This is a genomic window from Pseudomonas sp. HP_08 (assembly GCF_055284095.1).
On sequence record NZ_JBTOQC010000034.1, the window covers coordinates 110215 to 130688 of the forward strand.

Annotated in this window: 17 protein-coding genes; 7 read left to right on the top strand and 10 right to left on the bottom strand. The window is 62.5% G+C overall.

Annotation, left to right across the window (positions count from 1 at the left end; all coding sequences use genetic code 11):
* Positions 1 to 29: 29 nt before the first annotated feature.
* The gene (locus ACYAS9_RS22460) at positions 30 to 389 is read right to left on the bottom strand and encodes a hypothetical protein (protein ID WP_463570505.1); all 360 of its coding nucleotides are present in this window, start codon (positions 387 to 389) and stop codon (positions 30 to 32) included.
* Positions 390 to 1209: 820 nt separating this feature from the next.
* Between ACYAS9_RS22460 and ACYAS9_RS22465 the strand changes: the two genes are divergently transcribed.
* Positions 1210 to 6063, top strand: coding sequence for an NAD-glutamate dehydrogenase (locus ACYAS9_RS22465; protein ID WP_463570506.1), 4854 nt, complete (start codon positions 1210 to 1212; stop codon positions 6061 to 6063).
* A gap of 69 nt (positions 6064 to 6132) precedes the next feature.
* Here ACYAS9_RS22465 and ACYAS9_RS22470 read toward each other — a convergent pair whose 3' ends face one another.
* Entirely contained in the window at positions 6133 to 7461 is a 1329-nt protein-coding gene (locus tag ACYAS9_RS22470; RefSeq protein WP_463570507.1) for an alginate export family protein, read from the bottom strand.
* 260 nt (positions 7462 to 7721) lie between these two features.
* Between ACYAS9_RS22470 and ACYAS9_RS22475 the strand changes: the two genes are divergently transcribed.
* From ACYAS9_RS22475 to ACYAS9_RS22495, 5 genes are all read left to right on the top strand, one after another.
* A complete protein-coding gene (locus tag ACYAS9_RS22475; protein ID WP_463570508.1) occupies positions 7722 to 9221 on the top strand; it encodes an APC family permease in 1500 nt (499 codons plus the stop codon).
* Positions 9202 to 9780, top strand: a complete 579-nt coding sequence (locus ACYAS9_RS22480) for a DUF3156 family protein (RefSeq protein ID WP_463570940.1) — start codon at positions 9202 to 9204, stop codon at positions 9778 to 9780. The genes ACYAS9_RS22475 and ACYAS9_RS22480 overlap by 20 nt, the downstream gene beginning before the upstream one ends.
* Positions 9781 to 9893: 113 nt before the next feature.
* A complete protein-coding gene (feaR, locus tag ACYAS9_RS22485) occupies positions 9894 to 10868 on the top strand; it encodes a transcriptional regulator FeaR (protein WP_463570509.1) in 975 nt (324 codons plus the stop codon).
* Between the two features lie 111 nt (positions 10869 to 10979).
* Entirely contained in the window at positions 10980 to 12197 is a 1218-nt protein-coding gene (locus ACYAS9_RS22490) for a multidrug effflux MFS transporter (RefSeq protein ID WP_463570510.1), read from the top strand.
* A gap of 3 nt (positions 12198 to 12200) precedes the next feature.
* Positions 12201 to 12788 carry a TetR/AcrR family transcriptional regulator gene (locus tag ACYAS9_RS22495; protein WP_463570511.1) on the top strand — a complete coding sequence of 196 codons (588 nt, stop codon included), beginning with the start codon at positions 12201 to 12203 and terminating at the stop codon, positions 12786 to 12788.
* Positions 12789 to 12808: 20 nt separating this feature from the next.
* Here the strand turns inward: ACYAS9_RS22495 and ACYAS9_RS22500 are convergent, their stop codons facing one another.
* From ACYAS9_RS22500 to ACYAS9_RS22525, 6 genes are all read right to left on the bottom strand, one after another.
* The gene (locus tag ACYAS9_RS22500; RefSeq protein WP_463570512.1) at positions 12809 to 13174 is read right to left on the bottom strand and encodes a cupin domain-containing protein; all 366 of its coding nucleotides are present in this window, start codon (positions 13172 to 13174) and stop codon (positions 12809 to 12811) included.
* A gap of 38 nt (positions 13175 to 13212) precedes the next feature.
* Positions 13213 to 14511, bottom strand: coding sequence for an NAD(P)/FAD-dependent oxidoreductase (locus tag ACYAS9_RS22505; RefSeq protein WP_463570513.1), 1299 nt, complete (start codon positions 14509 to 14511; stop codon positions 13213 to 13215).
* Between the two features lie 155 nt (positions 14512 to 14666).
* Complete coding sequence (locus ACYAS9_RS22510; RefSeq protein ID WP_463570514.1) at positions 14667 to 15434, bottom strand: SDR family oxidoreductase; 768 nt, start codon at positions 15432 to 15434, stop codon at positions 14667 to 14669.
* Positions 15434 to 16231: an SDR family NAD(P)-dependent oxidoreductase gene (locus tag ACYAS9_RS22515; protein ID WP_463570515.1), complete on the bottom strand. Its 798-nt coding sequence runs from the start codon at positions 16229 to 16231 to the stop codon at positions 15434 to 15436. The genes ACYAS9_RS22510 and ACYAS9_RS22515 overlap by 1 nt, the downstream gene beginning before the upstream one ends.
* A complete protein-coding gene (locus ACYAS9_RS22520; protein ID WP_463570516.1) occupies positions 16215 to 17039 on the bottom strand; it encodes a molybdenum cofactor biosynthesis F family protein in 825 nt (274 codons plus the stop codon). Before ACYAS9_RS22520 ends, ACYAS9_RS22515 begins: the two co-directional genes overlap by 17 nt.
* Positions 17040 to 17124: 85 nt before the next feature.
* Positions 17125 to 17787 carry a helix-turn-helix transcriptional regulator gene (locus ACYAS9_RS22525; RefSeq protein ID WP_463570517.1) on the bottom strand — a complete coding sequence of 221 codons (663 nt, stop codon included), beginning with the start codon at positions 17785 to 17787 and terminating at the stop codon, positions 17125 to 17127.
* A 181-nt stretch (positions 17788 to 17968) separates the two neighbouring features.
* Between ACYAS9_RS22525 and ACYAS9_RS22530 the strand changes: the two genes are divergently transcribed.
* Positions 17969 to 19156: a Bcr/CflA family multidrug efflux MFS transporter gene (locus tag ACYAS9_RS22530; protein ID WP_463570518.1), complete on the top strand. Its 1188-nt coding sequence runs from the start codon at positions 17969 to 17971 to the stop codon at positions 19154 to 19156.
* Here ACYAS9_RS22530 and lpxH read toward each other — a convergent pair.
* Together lpxH and ACYAS9_RS22540 are read right to left on the bottom strand one after the other, a co-directional pair.
* Positions 19142 to 19888, bottom strand: coding sequence for a UDP-2,3-diacylglucosamine diphosphatase (lpxH, locus tag ACYAS9_RS22535; RefSeq protein ID WP_463570519.1), 747 nt, complete (start codon positions 19886 to 19888; stop codon positions 19142 to 19144). The genes ACYAS9_RS22530 and lpxH overlap by 15 nt on opposite strands.
* Positions 19885 to 20388: a peptidylprolyl isomerase gene (locus ACYAS9_RS22540; protein ID WP_463570520.1), complete on the bottom strand. Its 504-nt coding sequence runs from the start codon at positions 20386 to 20388 to the stop codon at positions 19885 to 19887. The genes lpxH and ACYAS9_RS22540 overlap by 4 nt, the downstream gene beginning before the upstream one ends.
* Positions 20389 to 20474: the final 86 nt, after the last annotated feature.

Consider the following 20474-nt stretch of genomic DNA (forward strand, 5'->3'; position numbering starts at 1 on the left):
AAGAAGGAGCCTGACTTTACTCCCCTGACTCAGGCGATCTCGCTGACATATATACCGACATTGTCGAGAATGATACGCAACGTGGCGTCGGCTTCCTGTAAGTCCTGGGCATCGCTGGTGTGGCGAATCTCATACTGTGCGTCGCCGCCCAGACGGGCTGCATCGGCTGCATCGAGTTCGACCAGCAGGCGTTCGGCGCCAAAAGTGACTTTCAGCGAGGTGACGGTCAGGGTCTTGTCGTCGCCCAGGCTGATTTCGACCTCGTTTTCGTCGGGGAAGCGGCTCAGGGAGAACAGGTCGCCGTTTTCCCCATGGCAGCACAGCAGGGCCATGTCGTCGTACTCGTCATCGCACGGGTTGGCGATCAGGCAGGGCGTGTTGATTAGCATCGGGGGAGTTCCTGAGCAGGCTGGCAAAGGCGTGATTTTGCCATTCCTTGATGAACTTTGCTGTAGTGCAATCGGAGCTGTGTTGTCCGGGTCTGGGTGGTGGTGCTTGAGAGTGGTTCCGGCCCTCTTCGGGCCGGGTTACTTTGTCATGGCAAAGTAACCAAACCGTTTGCTCCTGGCTGGGCCCCTTCGGGGTACCCTCCTTGCGGCGCCACTCCATCGGGCCGCGCCGATGGGCCGTCCCTGGCCCAGCGGCGCTGGCTCGGCATCCATGCCTCGCTCCCCGACTCCGCGTCGCCTCCACTCGGCCTTGCGCCCAAGTCGCGTTCTGCGGCGCCTGTGATATTTGTGTAGAAGATCAAGATCAAAAGCGCTTGTTCTGCTTTTGCCCTGCTTTTGCTCTGCTTTTCATGCTCATGCGCGACGGCACAGGCGGCGCCAATCGCGACGTGTGCAGGCCCGAAGAGGGCCGGAACCCTTCTCGCCACAACCTCCAATCTATACAACTCCCGTCTCCAGATAACCTGCAACACCCTGAACGAGTCCCGCCAGGCACAGTCTGCTACACGATGACCGAATATGTCGCAGCCTTGTACGCCCTGTACGGACCGCTATCGTTAAGCTGAAAGGCGACGAACGGTTGTGTGCATTGGCGCCACTGTATCGTCGCTTTTTCTGACGTACCTCTCGGAATTCACAAGCGACGAGCCCGATACCCGAGGCATCGTCTGTTTGGCTCTACACTCGATCATGTCTTGCCCGACTGATCGCGACACCTGCTCCAAGCCTCCCTCTATAAAAGCAAAGCGGAGTACCATCGATGGCGTTCTTCACCGCAGCCAGCAAGGCCGACTTTCAGCATCAACTGCAAGCGGCCCTGGCTCAGCACATCAGTGAACAGGCACTGCCACAAGTGGCGCTGTTCGCCGAACAATTCTTCGGCATCATTTCCCTGGACGAGCTGACCCAGCGTCGACTTTCCGACCTGGCAGGTTGCACGCTGTCGGCCTGGCGGCTGCTGGAACGCTTCGAACACCACACTCCTCAAGTACGCGTTTACAACCCCGATTACGAGCGTCACGGCTGGCAATCGACCCACACCGTGATCGAGGTGCTGCACCACGACCTGCCGTTTCTGGTCGACTCGGTGCGCACCGAGCTGAACCGTCGCAGTTACAGCATCCATACCCTGCAAACCACTGTGCTGAGCGTGCGTCGCGGGCCGCAGGGCGAGTTGCTGGAGTTGCTGCCCAAGGGCACCACCGGCGATGACGTCAAGCAAGAATCGCTGATGTACCTGGAAATCGACCGCTGCTCCAATGCCAGCGAGTTGAACACCCTGGCCCGCGAGCTGGAGCAGGTGCTGGGCGAAGTGCGCGTGGTGGTCGAAGACTTCGAGGCCATGAAGGCGCGGGTCAATGATGTGCTGGCGGCCATCGACAGCAGCGAATACAGCATCGACGGCGAGGAGAAGTCCGAGGTCAAGGTGTTCCTGCAGTGGTTGCTCGACAACCATTTCACCTTTCTGGGCTACGAAGAGTTCCAGGTGCGTGGCGAGGCCGACGGTGGCCAGATCGAATACGATCCGTCATCTTTCCTGGGCCTGACCAAGCTGCTGCGCGTGGGCTTGAGCACAGAAGAGCTGCACATCGAAGACTACGCCGTCAAATACCTGCAGGAACCGACCCTGCTGTCGTTCACCAAAGCCGCCTTACCAAGCCGCGTGCATCGCCCGGCGTACCCTGACTATGTGTCGATCCGCCTGATCGATGCGGCAGGTGCGGTGGTCAAGGAATGCCGCTTCATGGGCCTGTACACCTCGACGGTGTATGGCCAGAGCGTGCACCAGATTCCTTACATCCGCCGCAAGGTCGCCGAAATCGAACGCCGCTCCGGCTTCGATGCCAAGGCTCACCTGGGCAAGGAACTGGCCCAGGTTCTGGAAGTGCTGCCGCGTGACGACCTGTTCCAGACGCCGGTGGACGAACTGTTCGGCACCGTGATGTCAATCGTGCAGATCCAGGAGCGCAACAAGATCCGCGTGTTCCTGCGTAAAGACCCGTACGGCCGCTTCTGCTACTGCCTGGCCTATGTGCCGCGCGATGTGTATTCCACCGAAGTACGGCAAAAGATCCAGCAGGTCCTCATGGACCGCCTCAAGGCCAGCGACTGCGAGTTCTGGACCTTCTTCTCCGAGTCGGTGCTGGCCCGTGTGCAGTTGATCCTGCGCGTCGATCCCAAGGTCAATCTGGAAATCGATACGCTGCAGCTGGAAAACGAAGTCATCCAGGCCTGCCGTTCGTGGAAAGACGACTACGCCAGCCTGGTCATCGAAAGCTTCGGCGAAGCCAACGGCACCAACGTGCTGGAAGATTTCCCCAAGGGCTTCCCGGCCGGCTACCGCGAGCGCTTTGCCGCGCACTCGGCCGTGGTCGACATGCAGCATGTGCAAAGTCTTTCGGAAACCAACCCGCTGGTGATGAGCTTCTACCAGCCGCTGTCGGGCAGCCGCCAGCAATTGCACTGCAAGCTGTACCACGCCGACACCCCGCTGGCGCTGTCGGACGTGCTGCCGATTCTGGAAAACCTCGGCCTGCGCGTGCTCGGCGAGTTCCCGTACCGCCTGCGTCACGTCAATGGCCGCGAGTTCTGGATTCATGACTTTGCCTTCACCGCCGAAGGCCTGAACCTCGACATCCAGCAGCTCAACGACGTGTTGCAGGATGCCTTCGTGCACATCGTGCGCGGCGATGCCGAAAACGATGCCTTCAACCGCCTGGTGCTGACCGCCGGTCTGCCGTGGCGCGATGTGGCGCTGCTGCGCGCGTATGCCCGCTATCTCAAGCAGATCCGCCTGGGCTTCGACCTGGGCTACATCGCCAGCACCCTGAACAACCACACCGAAATCGCCCGCGAACTGACCCGGTTGTTCAAGACCCGCTTCTACCTGGCGCGCAAGCTGGGTGCCGACGACCTGGACGACAAGCAACTGCGTCTGGAGCAGGCGATTCTCACCGCCCTGGACGATGTTCAGGTCCTTAACGAAGACCGCATCCTGCGTCGCTACCTCGACCTGATCAAGGCGACCCTGCGCACCAACTTCTACCAGACCGATGCCAACGGCCAGAACAAGGGCTACTTCAGCTTCAAGTTCAACCCGCGTCTGATCCCCGAGCTGCCGAAACCGGTGCCCAAGTTCGAGATCTTCGTGTACTCGCCGCGCGTCGAAGGCGTGCACCTGCGCTTCGGCAATGTGGCCCGTGGCGGCCTGCGCTGGTCGGACCGCGAAGAAGACTTCCGCACCGAGGTGCTGGGTCTGGTCAAGGCCCAGCAGGTCAAGAACTCGGTGATCGTGCCGGTCGGCGCCAAGGGCGGCTTTGTGCCGCGCCGTCTGCCGACCAGCGGCGGTCGCGATGAGGTCCAGGCCGAGGCCATCGCCTGCTATCGCATCTTTATCTCCGGTCTGCTGGACATCACCGACAACCTCAAGGAAGGCGTGCTGGTGCCGCCGGTCAACGTGGTGCGCCACGATGACGACGACCCGTACCTTGTCGTGGCGGCCGACAAGGGCACCGCGACCTTCTCCGACATCGCCAACGGCATTGCCATCGACTATGGCTTCTGGCTGGGCGACGCCTTTGCCTCGGGCGGTTCGGCCGGCTACGACCACAAGAAGATGGGCATCACCGCCAAGGGCGCGTGGGTCGGTGTGCAGCGCCACTTCCGTGAGCGCGACATCAATGTCCAGCAGGACAGCATCACCGTGATCGGCATCGGCGACATGGCTGGCGACGTGTTCGGCAACGGCCTGTTGATGTCCGACAAGCTCAAACTGGTGGCCGCGTTCAACCACCTGCACATCTTCATCGACCCGAACCCGGAACCGGCCAGCAGCTTTGTCGAGCGCAAGCGTCTGTTCGACCTGCCGCGCTCGTCCTGGACTGACTACGACGCCAGCCTGATTTCCGAAGGCGGCGGCATCTTCCCGCGCAGCGCCAAGAGCATTCTGCTCAGCGAGCAGATCAAGGCGCGCTTTGACATCAAGGCCGACCGGCTGACCCCGACCGAACTGCTGCACGCCTTGCTCAAGGCGCCGGTGGATCTGTTGTGGAACGGCGGCATCGGTACTTACGTCAAGTCCAGCGAAGAAAGCCACGCCGATGTCGGCGACAAGGCCAACGACGCCCTGCGCGTCAACGGCGACGAGCTGCGCTGCAAGGTGGTGGGCGAGGGCGGCAACCTGGGCATGACCCAGCTGGGCCGTGTCGAGTTCGGCCTGCACGGCGGCGCGACCAACACCGACTTCATCGACAACGCCGGTGGTGTCGACTGCTCCGACCACGAAGTGAACATCAAGATCCTGATCAACGAAGTGGTTCAGGCCGGCGACATGACCCAGAAGCAGCGTAACCAGCTGCTTGAAAGCATGACCGACGATGTCGGCCATCTGGTGCTGGGCAACAACTACAAGCAGACCCAGGCCTTGTCGCTGGCGGCGCGTCGTGCCTACGACCGCATCGCCGAATACAAGCGCCTGATGAGCGACCTTGAGTTGCGCGGCAAGCTGGACCGGGTCATCGAGTTCCTGCCGTCCGAAGAGCAGATCGCCGAGCGTGTTGCGGCAGGCCACGGCCTGACCCGTGCCGAGCTGTCGGTGCTGATCTCGTACAGCAAGATCGACCTCAAGGAAGCGCTGCTCGAATCGCGTGTACCGGATGACGATTACCTGGCCCGCGACATGGAAACCGCGTTCCCGTCGTCGCTGGCGGCCAACTTCTCGGTGGCCATGCGTAATCACCGCCTGAAGCGCGAAATCGTCAGCACCCAGATCGCCAACGACCTGGTCAACCACATGGGCATCACCTTCGTGCAGCGCCTGAAGGAGTCCACCGGCATGAGTGCCGCCGCCGTGGCCGGTGCCTATGTGATCGTGCGTGACATCTTCCACCTGCCGCACTGGTTCCGTCAGATCGAGGCGCTGGACTACAAGGTGCCGGCCGAGATTCAGCTGGCCTTGATGGACGAGCTGATGCGCCTGGGCCGCCGCGCGACCCGCTGGTTCCTGCGCAGCCGCCGCAACGAGCTGGATGCGGCGCGTGATGTCGCGCACTTCGGCCCGCACATCGCGGCGCTGGGCCTGAAACTCGATGGCCTGCTCGAAGGCCGCACCCGTGCGGTCTGGCAGGAACGCTACGAGGCGTACGTGGAATCCGGCGTGCCGGAACTGCTGGCACGCATGGTGGCCGGCACCACGCACCTGTACACCTTGCTGCCGATCATCGAGGCGTCCGACGTCACCGGGCAGAACGCGGCAGACGTGGCCAAGACCTACTTTGCGGTGGGCAGTGCGCTGGAAATCACCTGGTACCTGCAACAGATCAGCAGCCTGCCGGTGGAAAACAACTGGCAGGCCCTGGCCCGCGAGGCGTTCCGCGATGACATCGACTGGCAGCAACGGGCGATCACCATCTCCGTGCTGCAAATGGCCGATGCCCCGGCGGACGTCGAAGAGCGTCTGGCCCTCTGGCTGGAGCAGCATTCGGCGATGGTCGAGCGCTGGCGCGCGATGCTGGTCGAGTTGCGTGCGGCCAGCGGCACCGATTACGCGATGTACGCGGTGGCCAACCGTGAACTGCTGGACCTGGCCATGAGCGCACAAACCACGACGGTGTAATGCGCTGAACCGGCTGTAAACGAAAAACCCCGCCTTGAGAAAGGCGGGGTTTTTTGTTGTGCGGGGTATTTAGAACGGCACGGCCACGATCACCTGGCTGTACAGGTTGCTGCCATTGCCGCCGTACTGGTTGCCGCCGCTGTCCTGGTCCTTGCGCGGTTTGTACAGGCCGACCAGCGGGGTGATGATCAAATGGTCGTTGACCGCCCATTCGGCGTACACGTCCAGCTCGCGGCCATCCAGGTTCAGCGCTTCGCCGGTATCCACCGTCTTGTAGTTGAAGAACAGCGCGCCCAGGGTCAGGTTTTCCAGCGGCTTGACCTTGAGGCCCACGTGGTGAATGCCGGTGTTGCTGTTGAACGGGCCTGAATAGTTGGCGGTGACTTCGCCCTGGAACCAGGTACCGAAGCCACGGTTCTGGCCGTTGAACATCGAGTCCCAGCCCTCGGAATAACGGCTGTAGCGATAGGTCAGGTCCGGGCTCCACGGCACCTCGCTAAAGGTGTAGCCGCCTTCCAGGTACCAGGCGTTTTCATTGCCGGCGTCCTTGTTCTGCCGGGCGTATTCGAACGAGAAATGCGCGTTGTCGATCCCGGCATTGCCGGCGCCGCGCAGGCTGTAGATGTTCATGCCGTCGCGCTGGCGCTGAAAATCGCTGGCATAACGTTCATCGACATCCAGGCCGTGAATCCAGGTCAGGCCCAGCGTGCCGGGCGCTGCGGTGTATTCCAGGGTGGCGGCGGCCATTTCGGTATTGGCCTGGGCGCGGTTGTCGGACTCGAACCACAGCACGCTGCCATGCAGGCCTTCCTTGCCGCCCAGGCGCAACACGGCGGTCTTGTCGAACGCATGCCGGGCCGCCAGATAGTAGGCGCCGCCACGGTTCAGGTCGCCATCGGCCAGACCGTTGCCGAAGTTGATGCCGTCGTCGTTGATGATAAAGCCGTCACCCAGGGTGATGATCTGCCGACCCCACGACAGGTCGACGCCGTCCTGGCCCAGCAGCGGGAACAGGTCGCCGGATTTCCAGCCGACGAAGGCTTCGTCGAACCTGGTCGTGCGCTCGCTGCCGTCGGTGTAACCGGCCGCATCGCCGTCGCCCCAAGTGGCCGAGCTGACCAGATTGGCGGTGCCGTACAGGCTGCCGAGCGGGCCGATGCCCTGGGTGCCGCTCAGCCCGTATTTGATGAAGCCTTCGCGCCAGGTCGAGCCGCCGGCCGTGCCGTCATAGTTCTTGCGGCTGTTGAAGTGCCCGTACACGGCAAGAAAATTGCCTGTCAGCGTGGTGTCTTCGTCGCTGTACAGCTCGATGGCCTGCGCGCTGCTGGCGCCCATCAGGCCCGCCAGGCCGAGGCCGATCAGTGTTGGCAAAGCGTTGCGTCGGGTAAAGCGCTCCATGGGTGTTGCCCCCTTGTAGGTGGTCTGTAATGACTGCCATCACAGTTAGGGCTATCCGGTGGGCTCAAGTCTTTGCAGCGCCTGCCAGCGGCTTGTCCCTGCTCGCCAGCGTGGCGGCGCTGGCAGGCTGCAACAAAGTTATCGTCAGCCACGGGCAAGACGCAGGATCGGCTGCGGCGCAAAGTGGTTTGCATGCCGCAGTGCAGCGATCGTTCGATCGATGGTATTGCCCACGTCCATCTCCTTTGCAGGGGCCCAGCATGTCACTCAACCAACAGCTCACCGAGCATCTGAACCGCGGCACCGTGGGTTTTCCCACCGCATTGGCCAGCACCATCGGCCTGATCATGGCCAGCCCGGTGATTCTTACCGCGACCATGGGCTTCGGCATCGGCGGCAGTGCCTTTGCCCTGGCGATGATCCTGGCGGTGATCATGATGCTGGCCCAGGCCACGACCTTCGCCGAAGCCGCGTCGATCTTGCCGACCACCGGCTCTGTGTACGACTACATCAACTGCGGCATGGGGCGCTTTTTCGCGATCATGGGCACGCTGTCGGCGTACCTGATCGTGCATGTGTTTGCCGGCACCGCCGAGACCATTCTGGCCGGGGTCATGGCGCTGGTGAACTTCGAGCACCTCAACACCCTGGCCGAGTCGGCCGGCGGCTCCTGGCTGCTGGGCGTGGGCTTTGTCGTGGTGCTGGGCATTCTCAATGCCTTTGGCGTCAGTGCGTTCAGCCGGGTGGAGATCATCCTCACCTTCGGCATGTGGGTGACGCTGATGACCTTCGGCGTGCTGGGCCTGATCGCGGCGCCTGCGGTGCAACTGGACGGCCTGTTCGGCGAGTCGCTGGTCGGCACTGACCTGATCACCATCCTGTCGCTGGTCGGCATGGCGATGTTCATGTTCGTCGGCTGCGAGTTCGTCACGCCGCTGGCGCCGGACCTGCGTCAGTCGGCCAAAGTCTTGCCCAAGGCCATGATCCTCGGCCTGCTGGGCGTGGCCACCTGCATGTTCATTTATGGCGCGGCGATGAAGCGCCAAGTGGAAAACGTGGTGCTTGATGCCGCCAGCGGCGTGCGCCTGCTGGACACACCGATGGCCATCCCGAAATTTGCCGAGCAGGTGATGGGGGATATCGGCCCGATCTGGCTGGGCATCGGCTTTCTGTTTGCAGGCGCTGCGACCATCAACACCCTGATGGCCGGCGTGCCGCGCATTATCTACGGCATGGCGGTCGACGGCGCGTTGCCCAAGGTCTTCACCTACTTGAGCCCACGCTTCAAGACCCCGTTGCTGTGCATTCTGGTGGCCATGTTGATCCCGTGCCTGCACGCCTGGTGGCTGGGCGGCAACACCGACAACATCATTCACCTGGTGCTGGCGGCGGTCTGTGCCTGGAGTACCGCGTATTTGCTGGTGACGATTTCGGTGGTCAGCCTGCGCATTCGTCGTCCCGATTTACCGCGCGCGTACCGCTCGCCGTGGTTTCCGCTGCCGCAGATCGTCTCCAGCGTCGGTATTCTGCTGGGCATGTGGTTCATCACGCCGCCGGGCATGAACCCTGCCGATATTTACGTGCCATTCGGCATCATGCTCGCCGCCACCGCCGCCTATGCGCTGTTCTGGACGCTGGTGGTCCAGCGCGTCAACCCGTTCAAGCCGGCCTCGGTCGAAGAGGTGCTGGCCAAGGAATTTGCCAACGAACCCGGTCTGCATGTCGAGGACACTGCCCATGATGCTCTCAAGACTGTTTGACGGCCTGACCGCCGAGCGCGACCCGTCCGGTTACCGGCCGGGCGTGACCCTGGAACACCTGCGCCGCAACCTCGGGGTCAACGGCTGGCAGGTGATCGACCCACGCACGGCACGGCTGAGCGTGCCGGGATTAAGCTGCGAAGTGCGCGAGCGCACCGAGTCGCAACTGCTGATGCACCTGGTGATGAGTGAGTTCGTGCTAAGCGTGCCCGGCCGAACGCAGTGCAGCGGTCGTTACGATATGCACCATACCGGGTCGATTCGCCGCACTGGCCTGCGGTGCCGGCACCGTGGCGGTGACGACGCGCTGTTACCGGCGCTGCGTCAGGCGCTGGAGCTGGACGAGCCGCTGCGTGCAGCGTTGATGCCGCTGGACTTCAAATGTTTGCGTCTGGAACTGGCCGAAGGCCTGTGGACTGTGCGCCTGGAGCATATGGGCGGCAGTGAAGTGGTCAACCGCATGCCCGCGTTCCGGCGCTACATCAGCATCGCGGCCGAACAGAAAACGGCGTTGTTTGCGGGCCTGACAGCGCTGCAGCGCGTGTTGGGGCAATTGTAGAAAAACTGGCACGCATCCTGCCTTCACCTGATAGGTCAGCATCACTGTTGTGCGCATATTGTTAACATGTTATCAATGCGCACATAACAAAAAGACTTATCAGAGAGGTAGGTATGCACACTGATCAAATCGCCCGTAACGGCCTTGAGCAATGGAATGCCAGGCTGCACGCCATTTGTGGTCGTTTCGACACTGAACTGGCCTTCAATCGCTCACTGTTCATCGGTGAAATCTGCACCTGGACCCGCTCCGGCCTGGAACTGGCCAGCCTGCGCACCAATGCCGGCAATATCATGCGCCAGGCCGGCAGCGCCGATCGGGACAACGACGAAGACTGCTTTCTGGTCAGCCAGCGCAGCGGTTATTCGCAGATCACCCAGCACGGCATCAGCATCAAGCTGGCACCGGGCGACCTGCTGTTGATGGATTCCACCGGCTCCTGCGAAATCACTCCGTTCGGCCTGATCGAACACGCCTCGCTGTCCTTGCCGCGCAAAGACGTGCAGAAAGCCATGAAGCAGGAGCGCCTGACCTTCGGCAAAGTCTCCGCCACCCGCACCTGCGGGCGCATGCTGCATGTATTGATGGAGCAGATCTGCAAGGACACCGGCGTCGAAGAAATGCCTGATGCCGACGAGCATGGTTTGCAGAACGCGCTGATTTCACTGCTGCCCTCGGCGCTGGAACACAGCCAGGCCCAGCGGCTCGACCAGCGCCCGGAACTCGGTGCGCTGGGCAACGCCAACCTGCGCAGCTATGTGCAGAAGCTTATCGACGAGTCGCTTGGCCAGCCGGGCCTGACCCCGTCGGCACTGGCAAGTCGGCTGAATATTTCGGTGCGTCATCTGTACCGTCTGTTCGAGGACGAAGGCGACAGCGTCTGCCGCTATATCCAGCGCGCCCGGCTCAAACGCAGTGCCGAAGATCTGGCCAACCCCTTTCTGCGCAGCGAATCGATCACCACCATCGCCTATAAATGGGGCTTCACCGACTCGGCGCACTTCAGCCGTTCGTTCAAGAAGCAGTTCGAGCAATCGCCCAAGGATTTCCGCAGCTACCGCTTGACCCATGTGGTCGGGGCAGCCTGATCACACAACGCAAGGTTTGACCCGTTGCACTGAGGCTCATATAGTGGCGCTTCTTTACCTACCTATCGTTAGGTAGCGTTTTGCCGAGAGGCAATCGACTGGAGCGTCACCATGAGTGCAATACATACCCCGGGTTTTGTCCGGTTCGCTGTTTCACTGGCTGTCATCGGCGCGCTGGGGCCGGCGGCGATCGACATGTACCTGGCCAGCCTGCCGGAGATTGCCCGGCAGTTCGCCGAGTCCAACGCGCGGGTACAGTTGACCCTCAGCGTGTTTCTGATGGCCATGGGCGCCGGGCAATTGCTGTTCGGTCCGCTGGTCGATGCCTATGGCCGGCGTGTGCCGTTGCTGGCCGGTTTGCTGGTGTTCATGTTCAGTTCGCTGGCGGCGGCGATGGCGCCCAGCCTGGATGCCTTGCTGCTGGCCCGGCTGATTCAGGGGCTGGGCAGCGCGCTGACGCTGGTGGTGATCATGAGCATGGTCCGCGATGTCACTCAGGGAGCCGAGGCGGCGAAGATTTTCGCCTTGTTGATGACCATCGAAGGCCTGGCACCGGTCACCGCGCCGGCGCTGGGCGGCTTGATCGGCGAGGCCTGGGGCTGGCGCGCGATCATGCTCACCCTGGCGGTATTGAGCGTGCTGGTGCTGGTCAACAGCGCCGTGTCGCTGAAGGAAACCCTGCCGGCCGAGCGCCGCGAGCCTGTGCAACTGCGCCGGGCATTTGCCACTTACTGGCGGATTGCACGGGACCCGGCCTTCATGCGTCCGACCCTGGCCATCGCTTCGGTGTTCTTCTTTTTGTTCGGCTATATCGGCGGTGCGGCATTCGTTTACCAGTCCACCTTTGGCCTGGCGCCGGGCACGTTCGGTCTGGTGTTCGGCGCCAGCGGCCTGGCAATTCTGGCCGGTGCCCTGTGCGCAGGGCGCTGGGTGGCCGCTCAGGGGCTGGCAAAACTGGCGATGCTGGGCGCGCTGTGCATGCTCGGCGGCGCGCTGATCGTGGCTTTGGCATTGGCGGCCCACCTGAGCCTGGCGCCGGTGGTGGCCGGCATGGTGCTGGCGCTGTTTGGTCTGGGCGTCAGCGAAACCGTGTTGATGACCCAGGTCATGTCGTCGCAACAGCGCTCGCTGGGCTCGACCGCCGCGCTGTTGGGCGCCTTTCAGTTGATGTTATCTTCCCTCGCCACGCCGCTGTCCGGCGCCTTGCTCGACCACGGCGTCGTTGCCTGGGGCCTGCTGTTGCTGGCCAGCGCGTGCGTCGCGGTGCTGCTGAGCTGGCGCAGTGTCCAGGTGGCGGGCGTCATTGAAAACCGATTGGCAGGACATTGATTGATGAAAACCCTGAGCGCTTCGGCCGAACGAATCTGTTGCCTGGCCATCGAGCATTTTGCCGAGCGCGGCTATGACGGCTCGTCGCTGAATGACATCGCGACCCTGGCCAACATGCGCAAACCGTCGCTGTACGCGCACTTTTCCAGCAAGGACGACCTGTACCAAGTGGTGTTCGAGCGCGCGCTGGAAAACGAGCGGCTGTACATGGAAAGCTGCTTCAGCCCCGACAGCGAACGCAATAGCGTGCCGGGCCGTTTGCACGTCGAGCAGCTTGCCGAGCGCTATCTTGAGTCGCCATCGCTGCGTTTTCTGCTGCGGGCGGCGTTCTATCCGCCGACGGTGTTGCGCCCGGTGATCAGCACAGGCTTCGAAGGCTATCTGGCGGTACTGCGCGAGCGTTTTCTACACCTGCTCGCGCAGCGTTATCCGGGCATGGGCGACGATGACCTGCAACTGTACAGCGATGCCTATCAAGGCATCGTCGACAGCCTGCACGTGGAACTGATCTACGCAACGCCTGAGGCGTATGCAAAACGCCTCAGGGCGCTGTGGCGCTTGTTTTGTGATTCGCTGTCGCTGGTGCGCTGAATGGCGGCGATCACACGGCATCACACGACGGCGAAATAATGCTTCACGAAGCTTTCGCTGAGCACTTCCCACAGCACCGGCGTGCCTTTGGTCACGAACCAGCTGTCGCCGGCCTTGTAGCGGCTGACCAAACCTGTCGATTCATCGGTCAGTTGCAGCTCACCGGTGACCACGGTGGCGTGTTCGTTGAACGGGTAGACCATGCGGAACTTGCCCTGAGTGGTGCCGAAATAGGCGCTGCTGACCGGATCCGTCGGCGCGCCGAAGGTCATCTTGCCGAAGGCTTGGACTTCGCCTTCAAGAATCGTCGAGCCCAGGTCGGCCACGGTGCCCCAGGCATCGAGTTCGCTCAGTCGGGTGTCATGGTTGATGACGGTAAGGGTCATGGCAGTGCTCCTGCAGGAATGAAGTGAAATGAAATGAATCAGCGGCGACCGTTGAAGTAGCCGGACAACTGGTGAAAGGTCTTGCCGCCGGTCAGCAGCAACGGGCGCAGGTGGTCTTTGCCGATGATCTCGGGATGGCGGATCGCGCTGATCAGGTCATAGCGCGCCGAGCCTTCGCTCATGCCTTCGGCCAGCACCTTGCAGATGATGTGGCTGGGGGTGACGCCAAAGCCTGAATAGCCCTGCACATAGAACACATTGCGCCGCCCGTTGAGGGTGCCCAGCTGCGGGAACAGGTTGGCGCCGGTGGCCATCGGCCCGCCCCAGGCCAGGTCGATCTTCACGTCCTTGAGGTACGGGAACACCTTGAGCATCAGGCGCCGGTTCCAGGCCTTCAGGTCGCGCGGAATGTGCTCGATGAATGGGGTGGCCGAGCCGAACAGCAGGCGGTTTTCGCGGGTGACGCGGTAGTAGTCGATCACCGGGCGGATGTCGCTGTAGGCGCCACGGATCGGGCTGATGCGGTTGATCAGTTCCTCTGACAGCGGCTCGGTCATCATCTGGAAGGCGTAGGTGTTGACCGTGGTCTTGTGCAGTTGCGGTTCGAGCTTGTTGAGAAAGCTGTCGCAGGCCCACAGCAGTTTGCTGGCCCTGACCGAGCCGCGCCCGGTGCGCACGGTGATGCGCTCGCCGTATTGCACCTCCAGCGCCGGGCTGTGTTCATAGATGCGCGCGCCAAGACCGCTCAGCGCCTTGGCCTCGCCGAGCAGCAGGTTGAGCGAGTGCACATGGCCGCCGCCCATGTGCAGCAGGGCGCTGCTGTAGGCGTCGGAGCCGATGATCTGCTTGACCTCCGAACCGCCGAGAAAACGAATCTCGTCCTGGCTGTTGATCGACTTGAAGTCGCGCTCCCAGTTGCGCAGGGTCTGCTCCTGGCGCTTGTTGAAGCCCAGGTAGCCGTAGCCATGGCAGAAATCGGCGTCGATGTCGTACTTGGCGATACGGTCCTTGATGATCCCGGCGCCCAGCTCGCTGATCTCGAAAATCTCGCGGATGCCGCTTTCGCCGACGCTGCTGCGGATCTTTTCCAGGTCGTGGCCGATGCCGGCCATGATCTGCCCGCCGTTGCGCCCGGTGCCGCCGAAGCCCAGATAGCGCGCCTCTAGCACGACGATATTGGTGATGCCTTTTTCGGCCAGCTCCAGCGCGGTATTGATGCCGGAAAAACCGCCGCCGATGACCACGACATCGGCCTCGACGTCGTCTTCGAGCGTCGGAAAACTCAGGTTGTATTTTTTCGTCGCTGAGTAATAGGTAGGCGTTTCGATATTGATCATGGCGCAGGCCCAAGGCTGATTAAGACTCACCGGCTGCGCGTTGCAGTGCGCGCCGATGAGGCCTATTAAGAGCTTGTTCAGCCTGGGTGTCTTGCCTGTGTGTGACCGGGGATTTGTTCTCGCTTGCCAGCGCTCACTCGATACCGGCCCATGTATCAGGCATGGCTTTCGGGCAAGGTCGCGCCGCCATCGACAATGATCGTCTGGCCGGTGACATAAGCGGCCAGGCTCGATGCCAGGTAAAGCATGGCGTTGGCAATGTCGGCCGGCGCGCCGAGCCGTCCCAGTGGCACGCCCTTGGCGATGCGTTCGCTGAGCCCGTCATCGCCCAGGTTGCCCATCGCCGGAGTGGCGATCATGCCGGGCTCCACGCCGTTGACCCGCACGCCATGCGGCGCCAGTTCCAGGGCTGCACTGCGGATAAAACCGTTGACCCCGGCCTTGGACGCGGCGTAATGGCTCAGGCCCGGAAAGGCAACCCGCGGGCCGGTGACCGAGGAGGTGACCAGCACGGTGCCGCGCCCTTGTTTTTTGAGCGCCTGTTTTTTGAACAGCGGCAAGGCGGCCTGGGTCAGCCAGAACAGCGACGACAGGTTCACATCCAGCGTGCGTTGCAACATCGCCGGGGTGATCTGTTCGAAGGGTGTCAGCGGAAAGTAACCGGCGTTATGGATCAGCACATCGAGCCTGCCCAGGCTGCTCACCAGTGTGGTGATGGCCTGGTGGTCGGCCAGGTCTATGCCCCGCGCATCAACCTGACGGCCCTGTTCGCGCAGGGTGTGCGCCAGCGCCGTGGCGCCCTCAAGGTTCAGGTCGGCAATCACCACGCGGGCGCCGTGGGCACTGAAGGCTTCGACGATGGCCTGGCCAATGCCTTGCGCGCCGCCGGTCACCAGTACGGTTTGTCCGTTGAAATCGAGCATCAGCTATCTCCCAGGCGGGTGTAGGCCAGGGTCGGCACATCGACAATGCTTGAGCCGCCATCGGCCACCAGCGTGGCGCCGGTGATGATGCTGGCCTCGCTGCTGATCAGAAAACGGCACAGGCTGGCGATTTCTTCAGGCAACGCCGGCCGGCGCAGTGGTACGTCGGCGGTGACCCTGGCATAGGCGGCGTCGAGGTCTTCGCCGTAATGGTCCATCAGCGGCTGCATTTCTTCATCGGCCATCGGCGTGCGCACCCAGCCGGGGCAGATGCAGTTGACCCGCACGCCCAACGGCCCGTAATCACGGGCCAGCGAGCGGTTGAGGCCGAGCAGGGCGTGCTTGGCGGTGGTGTAGCCACACACCTCGGGCCCGGCGGCCAGCGAGGCGATCGAGCCCAGCAACACGATGCTGCCACGCCGTTCGATCAGCAGCGGCAGGCAGGCCTTGGCACTGTAGAACGCGCTGTCCAGATTGCTGCGCAGCGCCGCTTGCCAGGCATGATCACTGGTGTCGGTGGCGCTGCCCAGACCGTGCCCGCCGGCGCAGGCCAGCAAGGCATCGAGGCCGCCGAAACGCTGGCGGATCTGTTCGATGAAGCCGGCCCAGGTGACGCTGCATGCCGCGTCACCCACCAGCACCAGCGCGCCGGTGTCGGCGGCGACCCGCTGCAGCGGTTCGCGGCGTCGACCGACCAATACCAGGTTGGCGCCCTCGGCCGCCAGGCGCCGGGCGCAGGCTTCACCGATGCCGGTCCCGGCACCGGTGATGAGGATGGTCTCAGGCATCGTCGCCATACTCCGTGACATTCAACTGGCGGCAGTAAGAGGCGACCGGAAAGTTGCTGAGTGCATCGAAGGTGTCGCCGGCATAGCCATAGATCTTGCCGTCGCTGCGATGCTGTTGCAGGTCGATGACGATCAGGCCCAGGGTCGGGACGATCTTTTCGCGCCAGACAAACAGGTACAACTGCTCGGCGATCTTGTAGTAGTGCGCGCGGTCGGTGTCGCACAGGCCTTGCTCCACACCCTTGAGGCACTGCCAGCTGTAATAGTCGCGGTTCAGGTAGATGTGTTCGTAGACTTCGGTGGGGCTGTAGCGATACAGGTTGCGCACGCCGACCAGTTCCTCGGTCGGCGCATGTGGGCAGGCGCCGTCTTGCCAGGGTTTATTCAGGCTGCCGTGCAGGAAATCAGCCTGCACACCGGTTAAAGGCTTGCCGGCCAGTGCCCGGCCATACAAGCCCTCGCGGGTTTCGGCAGCTTCGGGCAGGCGCCCGATCACGGCGGTAAAGGACGCTGTCAGGGTGTCCAGCACCAGGCTGATCGACCAGTGCTGGCCGCCTTCGTTTTTGAGGAAATCCACCAGGTAGATGCCCGGCCGCAAAGACGTGGCGCGATACGTCGCGCTGCCGCTGCTGTGGCCATCGGCGGCGTGCCAGTGCACTTGCTCGGCATCGAAGCGGTGGCCGATCTGCCAGCCGTTGGCGAAATTCAGCTCGAAGCTCTGGCCGGCCAGTTCGGCGGCGTTGGGCAGGATAAACGCCTCAGGGGCAAAGCCATCGGCCAGGGCGCCGACGGTGATCCAGTCGTTTTGCATGCTCATCAAGGTGTGCTCATGGGGTGAATGATGGGCACGATGGTGCAGGCAAGGGCGCGGTTGCGGTATCAACCGGATGGTTGAGATGGCATTACAAAAACAGGCGGCTGACCAGTTCGGTGCGGCTCTTCACGCCGACCTTGCGAAACAGATTGAGCAAGTGGGTCTTGACCGTGGGCAAACCGAGGTCGAGCTGGCGGGCCAGGTGTTTGTTGCTGGCGCCACCCTGCAACAGCACGGCGATCTGCCGTTCGCGCGGAGTCAGGTCTTGCAGGCGGTCCTCTTCAGCATCGGCGGGCAGGCTGTGCGCAGCCATCTGCATCAAGCCTTGCAGCGCCAACAGGCTGTGCAGTTCTTCGGGCTGGAACACACCCTGGCCCTTGCAGCGCAGCAGCGACAGGCCCAATGCCGGGCGGCCGTTCACCTGGGCGATGATCTCCACCACATCGACCACCTGATGACGGCGCAAAAACTGTTGGTACTGGCCACTGCTGCCCGCATCCTGATGCGCCAGGCCTTCACTCAGTGCGATCACCGGCTGGCCGATGGCCGCACAGGCGCTGGGCTGCAACGGGTCCAGCCAGCGGTAGTGTTGCAGCCAGGCCTCATGCATGGGCGGCTGCATGCCGTGTAACTGGAAGTCGCAGGCTTGCAGGCCGTCATCGATCCGATAGAACGCGCCCAGCGCCGCCGGCACCTGACGGGTGAAGGCGTTCAGGCAATGACGGGCCAGTTCCTGGCGGCACATATTCATGGGGCAATCCTCGCAGGCGATGATCAGGGGCTGACCATTATTCACCGCCACGCGGCGGTGGATCTTGTCTGTGCCTGCCAGGCGAGCGCCTGATGACCCGTAAAGGATTGACAGGTTTTATTAACAAGTTAACGTGTTGGCGGCTTGCCGGCAGGCGAGCGCTCATTGTCCGGAGGCTTCGATGCTTAAACCGCAACGCCTTATCGTCCTGCTTGCTGCGCTGGTAGCCTTTGGTCCGTTGTCGGTCGACATGTACCTGCCGAGCCTGCCCAGCATTGCCGACGACCTGAATGCCCGGCACGCCCAGGTGCAGATGACCATCGGTGTCTTTCTCGGCGGCTTGTGCCTGGGCATGTTGCTGTATGGGCCGCTGTCGGACCGTTTCGGGCGCCGGCGTTTATTGCTCGGCGGCATTGTCTTGTACCTGCTGGCCAGCATCGGCTGCGCGCTGGCGGCCCAGGTCGAGCACCTGGTGTTCTGGCGTTTTTTGCAGGCGCTGGGCGGTGCGGCGGCGTCGGTACTGGCGCGTGCGATTGTGCGTGATCTGTTCCCGCTCAACGAGGCGGCGCGGGTGCTGTCGCTGATGCACCTGGTGAGCATGCTGGCGACCCTTGCCGCGCCTCTGGTCGGGGGCTACCTGATGCTGCTGGCCGGCTGGCGCTCGCTGTTTGTGGCGCTGGCGGTGTTTTCCGCTCTGTGCCTGATTGCCGTGGCCTGGAAGATCCCGGAAACCCTGCCGCCGGATCGGCGCGGTGATTCGGTGGGCCAGGTCTTTCTCGCCTATGGCCGCATGGCCCTGCAACCGCTGGCGATCGGTTACACCCTGTGCATGGGCCTGGGATTTGGCGGCATGTTCGCGTTCATCACCGCCTCACCCTTTATCTACATCGACTACTTTGGCCTGTCGCCCTTGGGCTATGCGTGGCTGTTCGGCATGAATATCGTCGGCATTATCATTGCCACCTGGCTCAATGCGCGGCTGGTCAAGCGCCTTGGTCCACAGCGGCTGCTCAGCGCGGGCACGGCGGTGGCGGCGGTGGCAGGCGTGGCCTTGCTGGTGGTCGGCATCAGTGGCTGGGGCGGGTTGCCGGCGGTGGCGGTCGGCGTGGTGCTGTATATCAGCATTACCGGCTTGCTGGGCGCCAACTGTCTGGCCAGCCTGCTGGCGGCGTTTCCCCAGCAGGCAGGCGCCTCGGCAGGGCTGGCAGTGGCGTGCCAGTTCGGTCTGGGCATGGCCTGCAGTGCACTGGTCGGCGCGTTGTATGACGGCACACCGTTACCGATGTGCCTGATCATGGGCGCTTGCGGGATCGGTTCCTTGCTGGCCCTGCGCTTTGCGCGCAGCCAGAAAAGCTCAGCCCAGCTGTAACAGCGGCTCGGGCGCGAAATCGAAGGCGTTCAGGGTAAACCCGTGTTCGTCGACCTGCAGCACCCAGGCTTGCCGGTCCCAGTCGCCGAGCACGATGCGTTGCCCGGTCTGTTCGCCGATTTGCAGCTTGTGAATCGCCGGCCGGTGCGTATGGCCGTGAATCAGCGTGCGCACACCGTGGTGCTGCATGACGCGCGGCACTTCGTCCGGGGTGACATCGACGATGTCGTTGGCTTTCATGCTGACCTTGCTGCGGCTTTCGTTGCGCAGCTTGCGCGCCAGCGTGTGCCGGGTGTTGAGCGGCAGATGGCGCAGGATGAACAGCGTCAGCGGGTTGCGCAGCAAGCGGCGCATCTTGAGATAGCCGACATCGCGGGTACACAGGCTGTCGCCGTGCATCAACAGCACCGGTTCGCCATTGAGTGACACCACGCTGGGGTCACGCAGCAGGGTGCAGCCGGCCGCCTTGCAAAAGCGCTTGCCGAGCATGAAATCGCGATTGCCGTGCATCAGGAATATGGGGGTGCCGCTGTCGCTGAGGGCGCGCAGGGCCTGGCAGATCGAGGTCTGGAACGGCGACATGGCATCGTCGCCGATCCAGACTTCGAAGAAATCCCCGAGGATATACAGCGCCTGGGCCTTGCGGGCAGGGCCCGCCAGCAGATCCAGAAACGCCCGGGTAATGTCCGGACGTTCTTCTTCAAGATGAAGATCGGAGATCAGCAGAATCACTCAACGATCTCTGCTTTCTCGATGATCACGTCTTCAGCCGGTACGTCTTGATGGCCGGCCTTGCTGGTGGTTTTCACGCCTTTGATCGCATCGACGACGCTTTCGCCTTCGACCACTTTAGCGAATACCGCGTAGCCCCAGCCCTGGGTGTTCTTGCCGCTGTGGTTGAGGAAGCTGTTGTCGGCGACGTTGATGAAGAACTGCGCCGAGGCCGAATGCGGCTCCATGGTGCGGGCCATGGCAACGGTGTACTTGTTGTTCGGCAGGCCGTTGTCGGCTTCGTTCTGGATGCTTGGGCGCTTGTCTTTCTTTTCTTTCATGCCTGGCTCGAAACCGCCGCCCTGGATCATGAAGTTACCGATGACGCGGTGGAACACGGTGTTGGTGTAGTGACCGGCGTTCACGTACTCGATGAAGTTGGCGACGGTGATCGGCGCCTTTTCAGCGTTCAGTTCCAGGACGATGTCGCCGTGGTTGGTAGTCAGTTTTACTTTGGACATAAAAAAGTCGCTCTTTTGGCATTCATGAACAGGTGTGAATGTCACCCTGACGCGCAGTTTAGCGTGTGCGATACATCTTTTTTCAG

What these genes read in the sequence shown, in the direction of transcription:
- ACYAS9_RS22460 (WP_463570505.1), bottom strand. Translation starts at nt 389, where the DNA reads ATGCTAATCAACACGCCCTGCCTGATCGCCAACCCGTGCGATGACGAG.
- ACYAS9_RS22465 (WP_463570506.1), top strand. Translation starts at nt 1,210, where the DNA reads ATGGCGTTCTTCACCGCAGCCAGCAAGGCCGACTTTCAGCATCAACTG.
- ACYAS9_RS22470 (WP_463570507.1), bottom strand. Translation starts at nt 7,461, where the DNA reads ATGGAGCGCTTTACCCGACGCAACGCTTTGCCAACACTGATCGGCCTC.
- ACYAS9_RS22475 (WP_463570508.1), top strand. Translation starts at nt 7,722, where the DNA reads ATGTCACTCAACCAACAGCTCACCGAGCATCTGAACCGCGGCACCGTG.
- ACYAS9_RS22480 (WP_463570940.1), top strand. Translation starts at nt 9,202, where the DNA reads ATGCTCTCAAGACTGTTTGACGGCCTGACCGCCGAGCGCGACCCGTCC.
- feaR (WP_463570509.1), top strand. Translation starts at nt 9,894, where the DNA reads ATGCACACTGATCAAATCGCCCGTAACGGCCTTGAGCAATGGAATGCC.
- ACYAS9_RS22490 (WP_463570510.1), top strand. Translation starts at nt 10,980, where the DNA reads ATGAGTGCAATACATACCCCGGGTTTTGTCCGGTTCGCTGTTTCACTG.
- ACYAS9_RS22495 (WP_463570511.1), top strand. Translation starts at nt 12,201, where the DNA reads ATGAAAACCCTGAGCGCTTCGGCCGAACGAATCTGTTGCCTGGCCATC.
- ACYAS9_RS22500 (WP_463570512.1), bottom strand. Translation starts at nt 13,174, where the DNA reads ATGACCCTTACCGTCATCAACCATGACACCCGACTGAGCGAACTCGAT.
- ACYAS9_RS22505 (WP_463570513.1), bottom strand. Translation starts at nt 14,511, where the DNA reads ATGATCAATATCGAAACGCCTACCTATTACTCAGCGACGAAAAAATAC.
- ACYAS9_RS22510 (WP_463570514.1), bottom strand. Translation starts at nt 15,434, where the DNA reads ATGCTCGATTTCAACGGACAAACCGTACTGGTGACCGGCGGCGCGCAA.
- ACYAS9_RS22515 (WP_463570515.1), bottom strand. Translation starts at nt 16,231, where the DNA reads ATGGCGACGATGCCTGAGACCATCCTCATCACCGGTGCCGGGACCGGC.
- ACYAS9_RS22520 (WP_463570516.1), bottom strand. Translation starts at nt 17,039, where the DNA reads ATGAGCATGCAAAACGACTGGATCACCGTCGGCGCCCTGGCCGATGGC.
- ACYAS9_RS22525 (WP_463570517.1), bottom strand. Translation starts at nt 17,787, where the DNA reads ATGAATATGTGCCGCCAGGAACTGGCCCGTCATTGCCTGAACGCCTTC.
- ACYAS9_RS22530 (WP_463570518.1), top strand. Translation starts at nt 17,969, where the DNA reads ATGCTTAAACCGCAACGCCTTATCGTCCTGCTTGCTGCGCTGGTAGCC.
- ACYAS9_RS22540 (WP_463570520.1), bottom strand. Translation starts at nt 20,388, where the DNA reads ATGTCCAAAGTAAAACTGACTACCAACCACGGCGACATCGTCCTGGAA.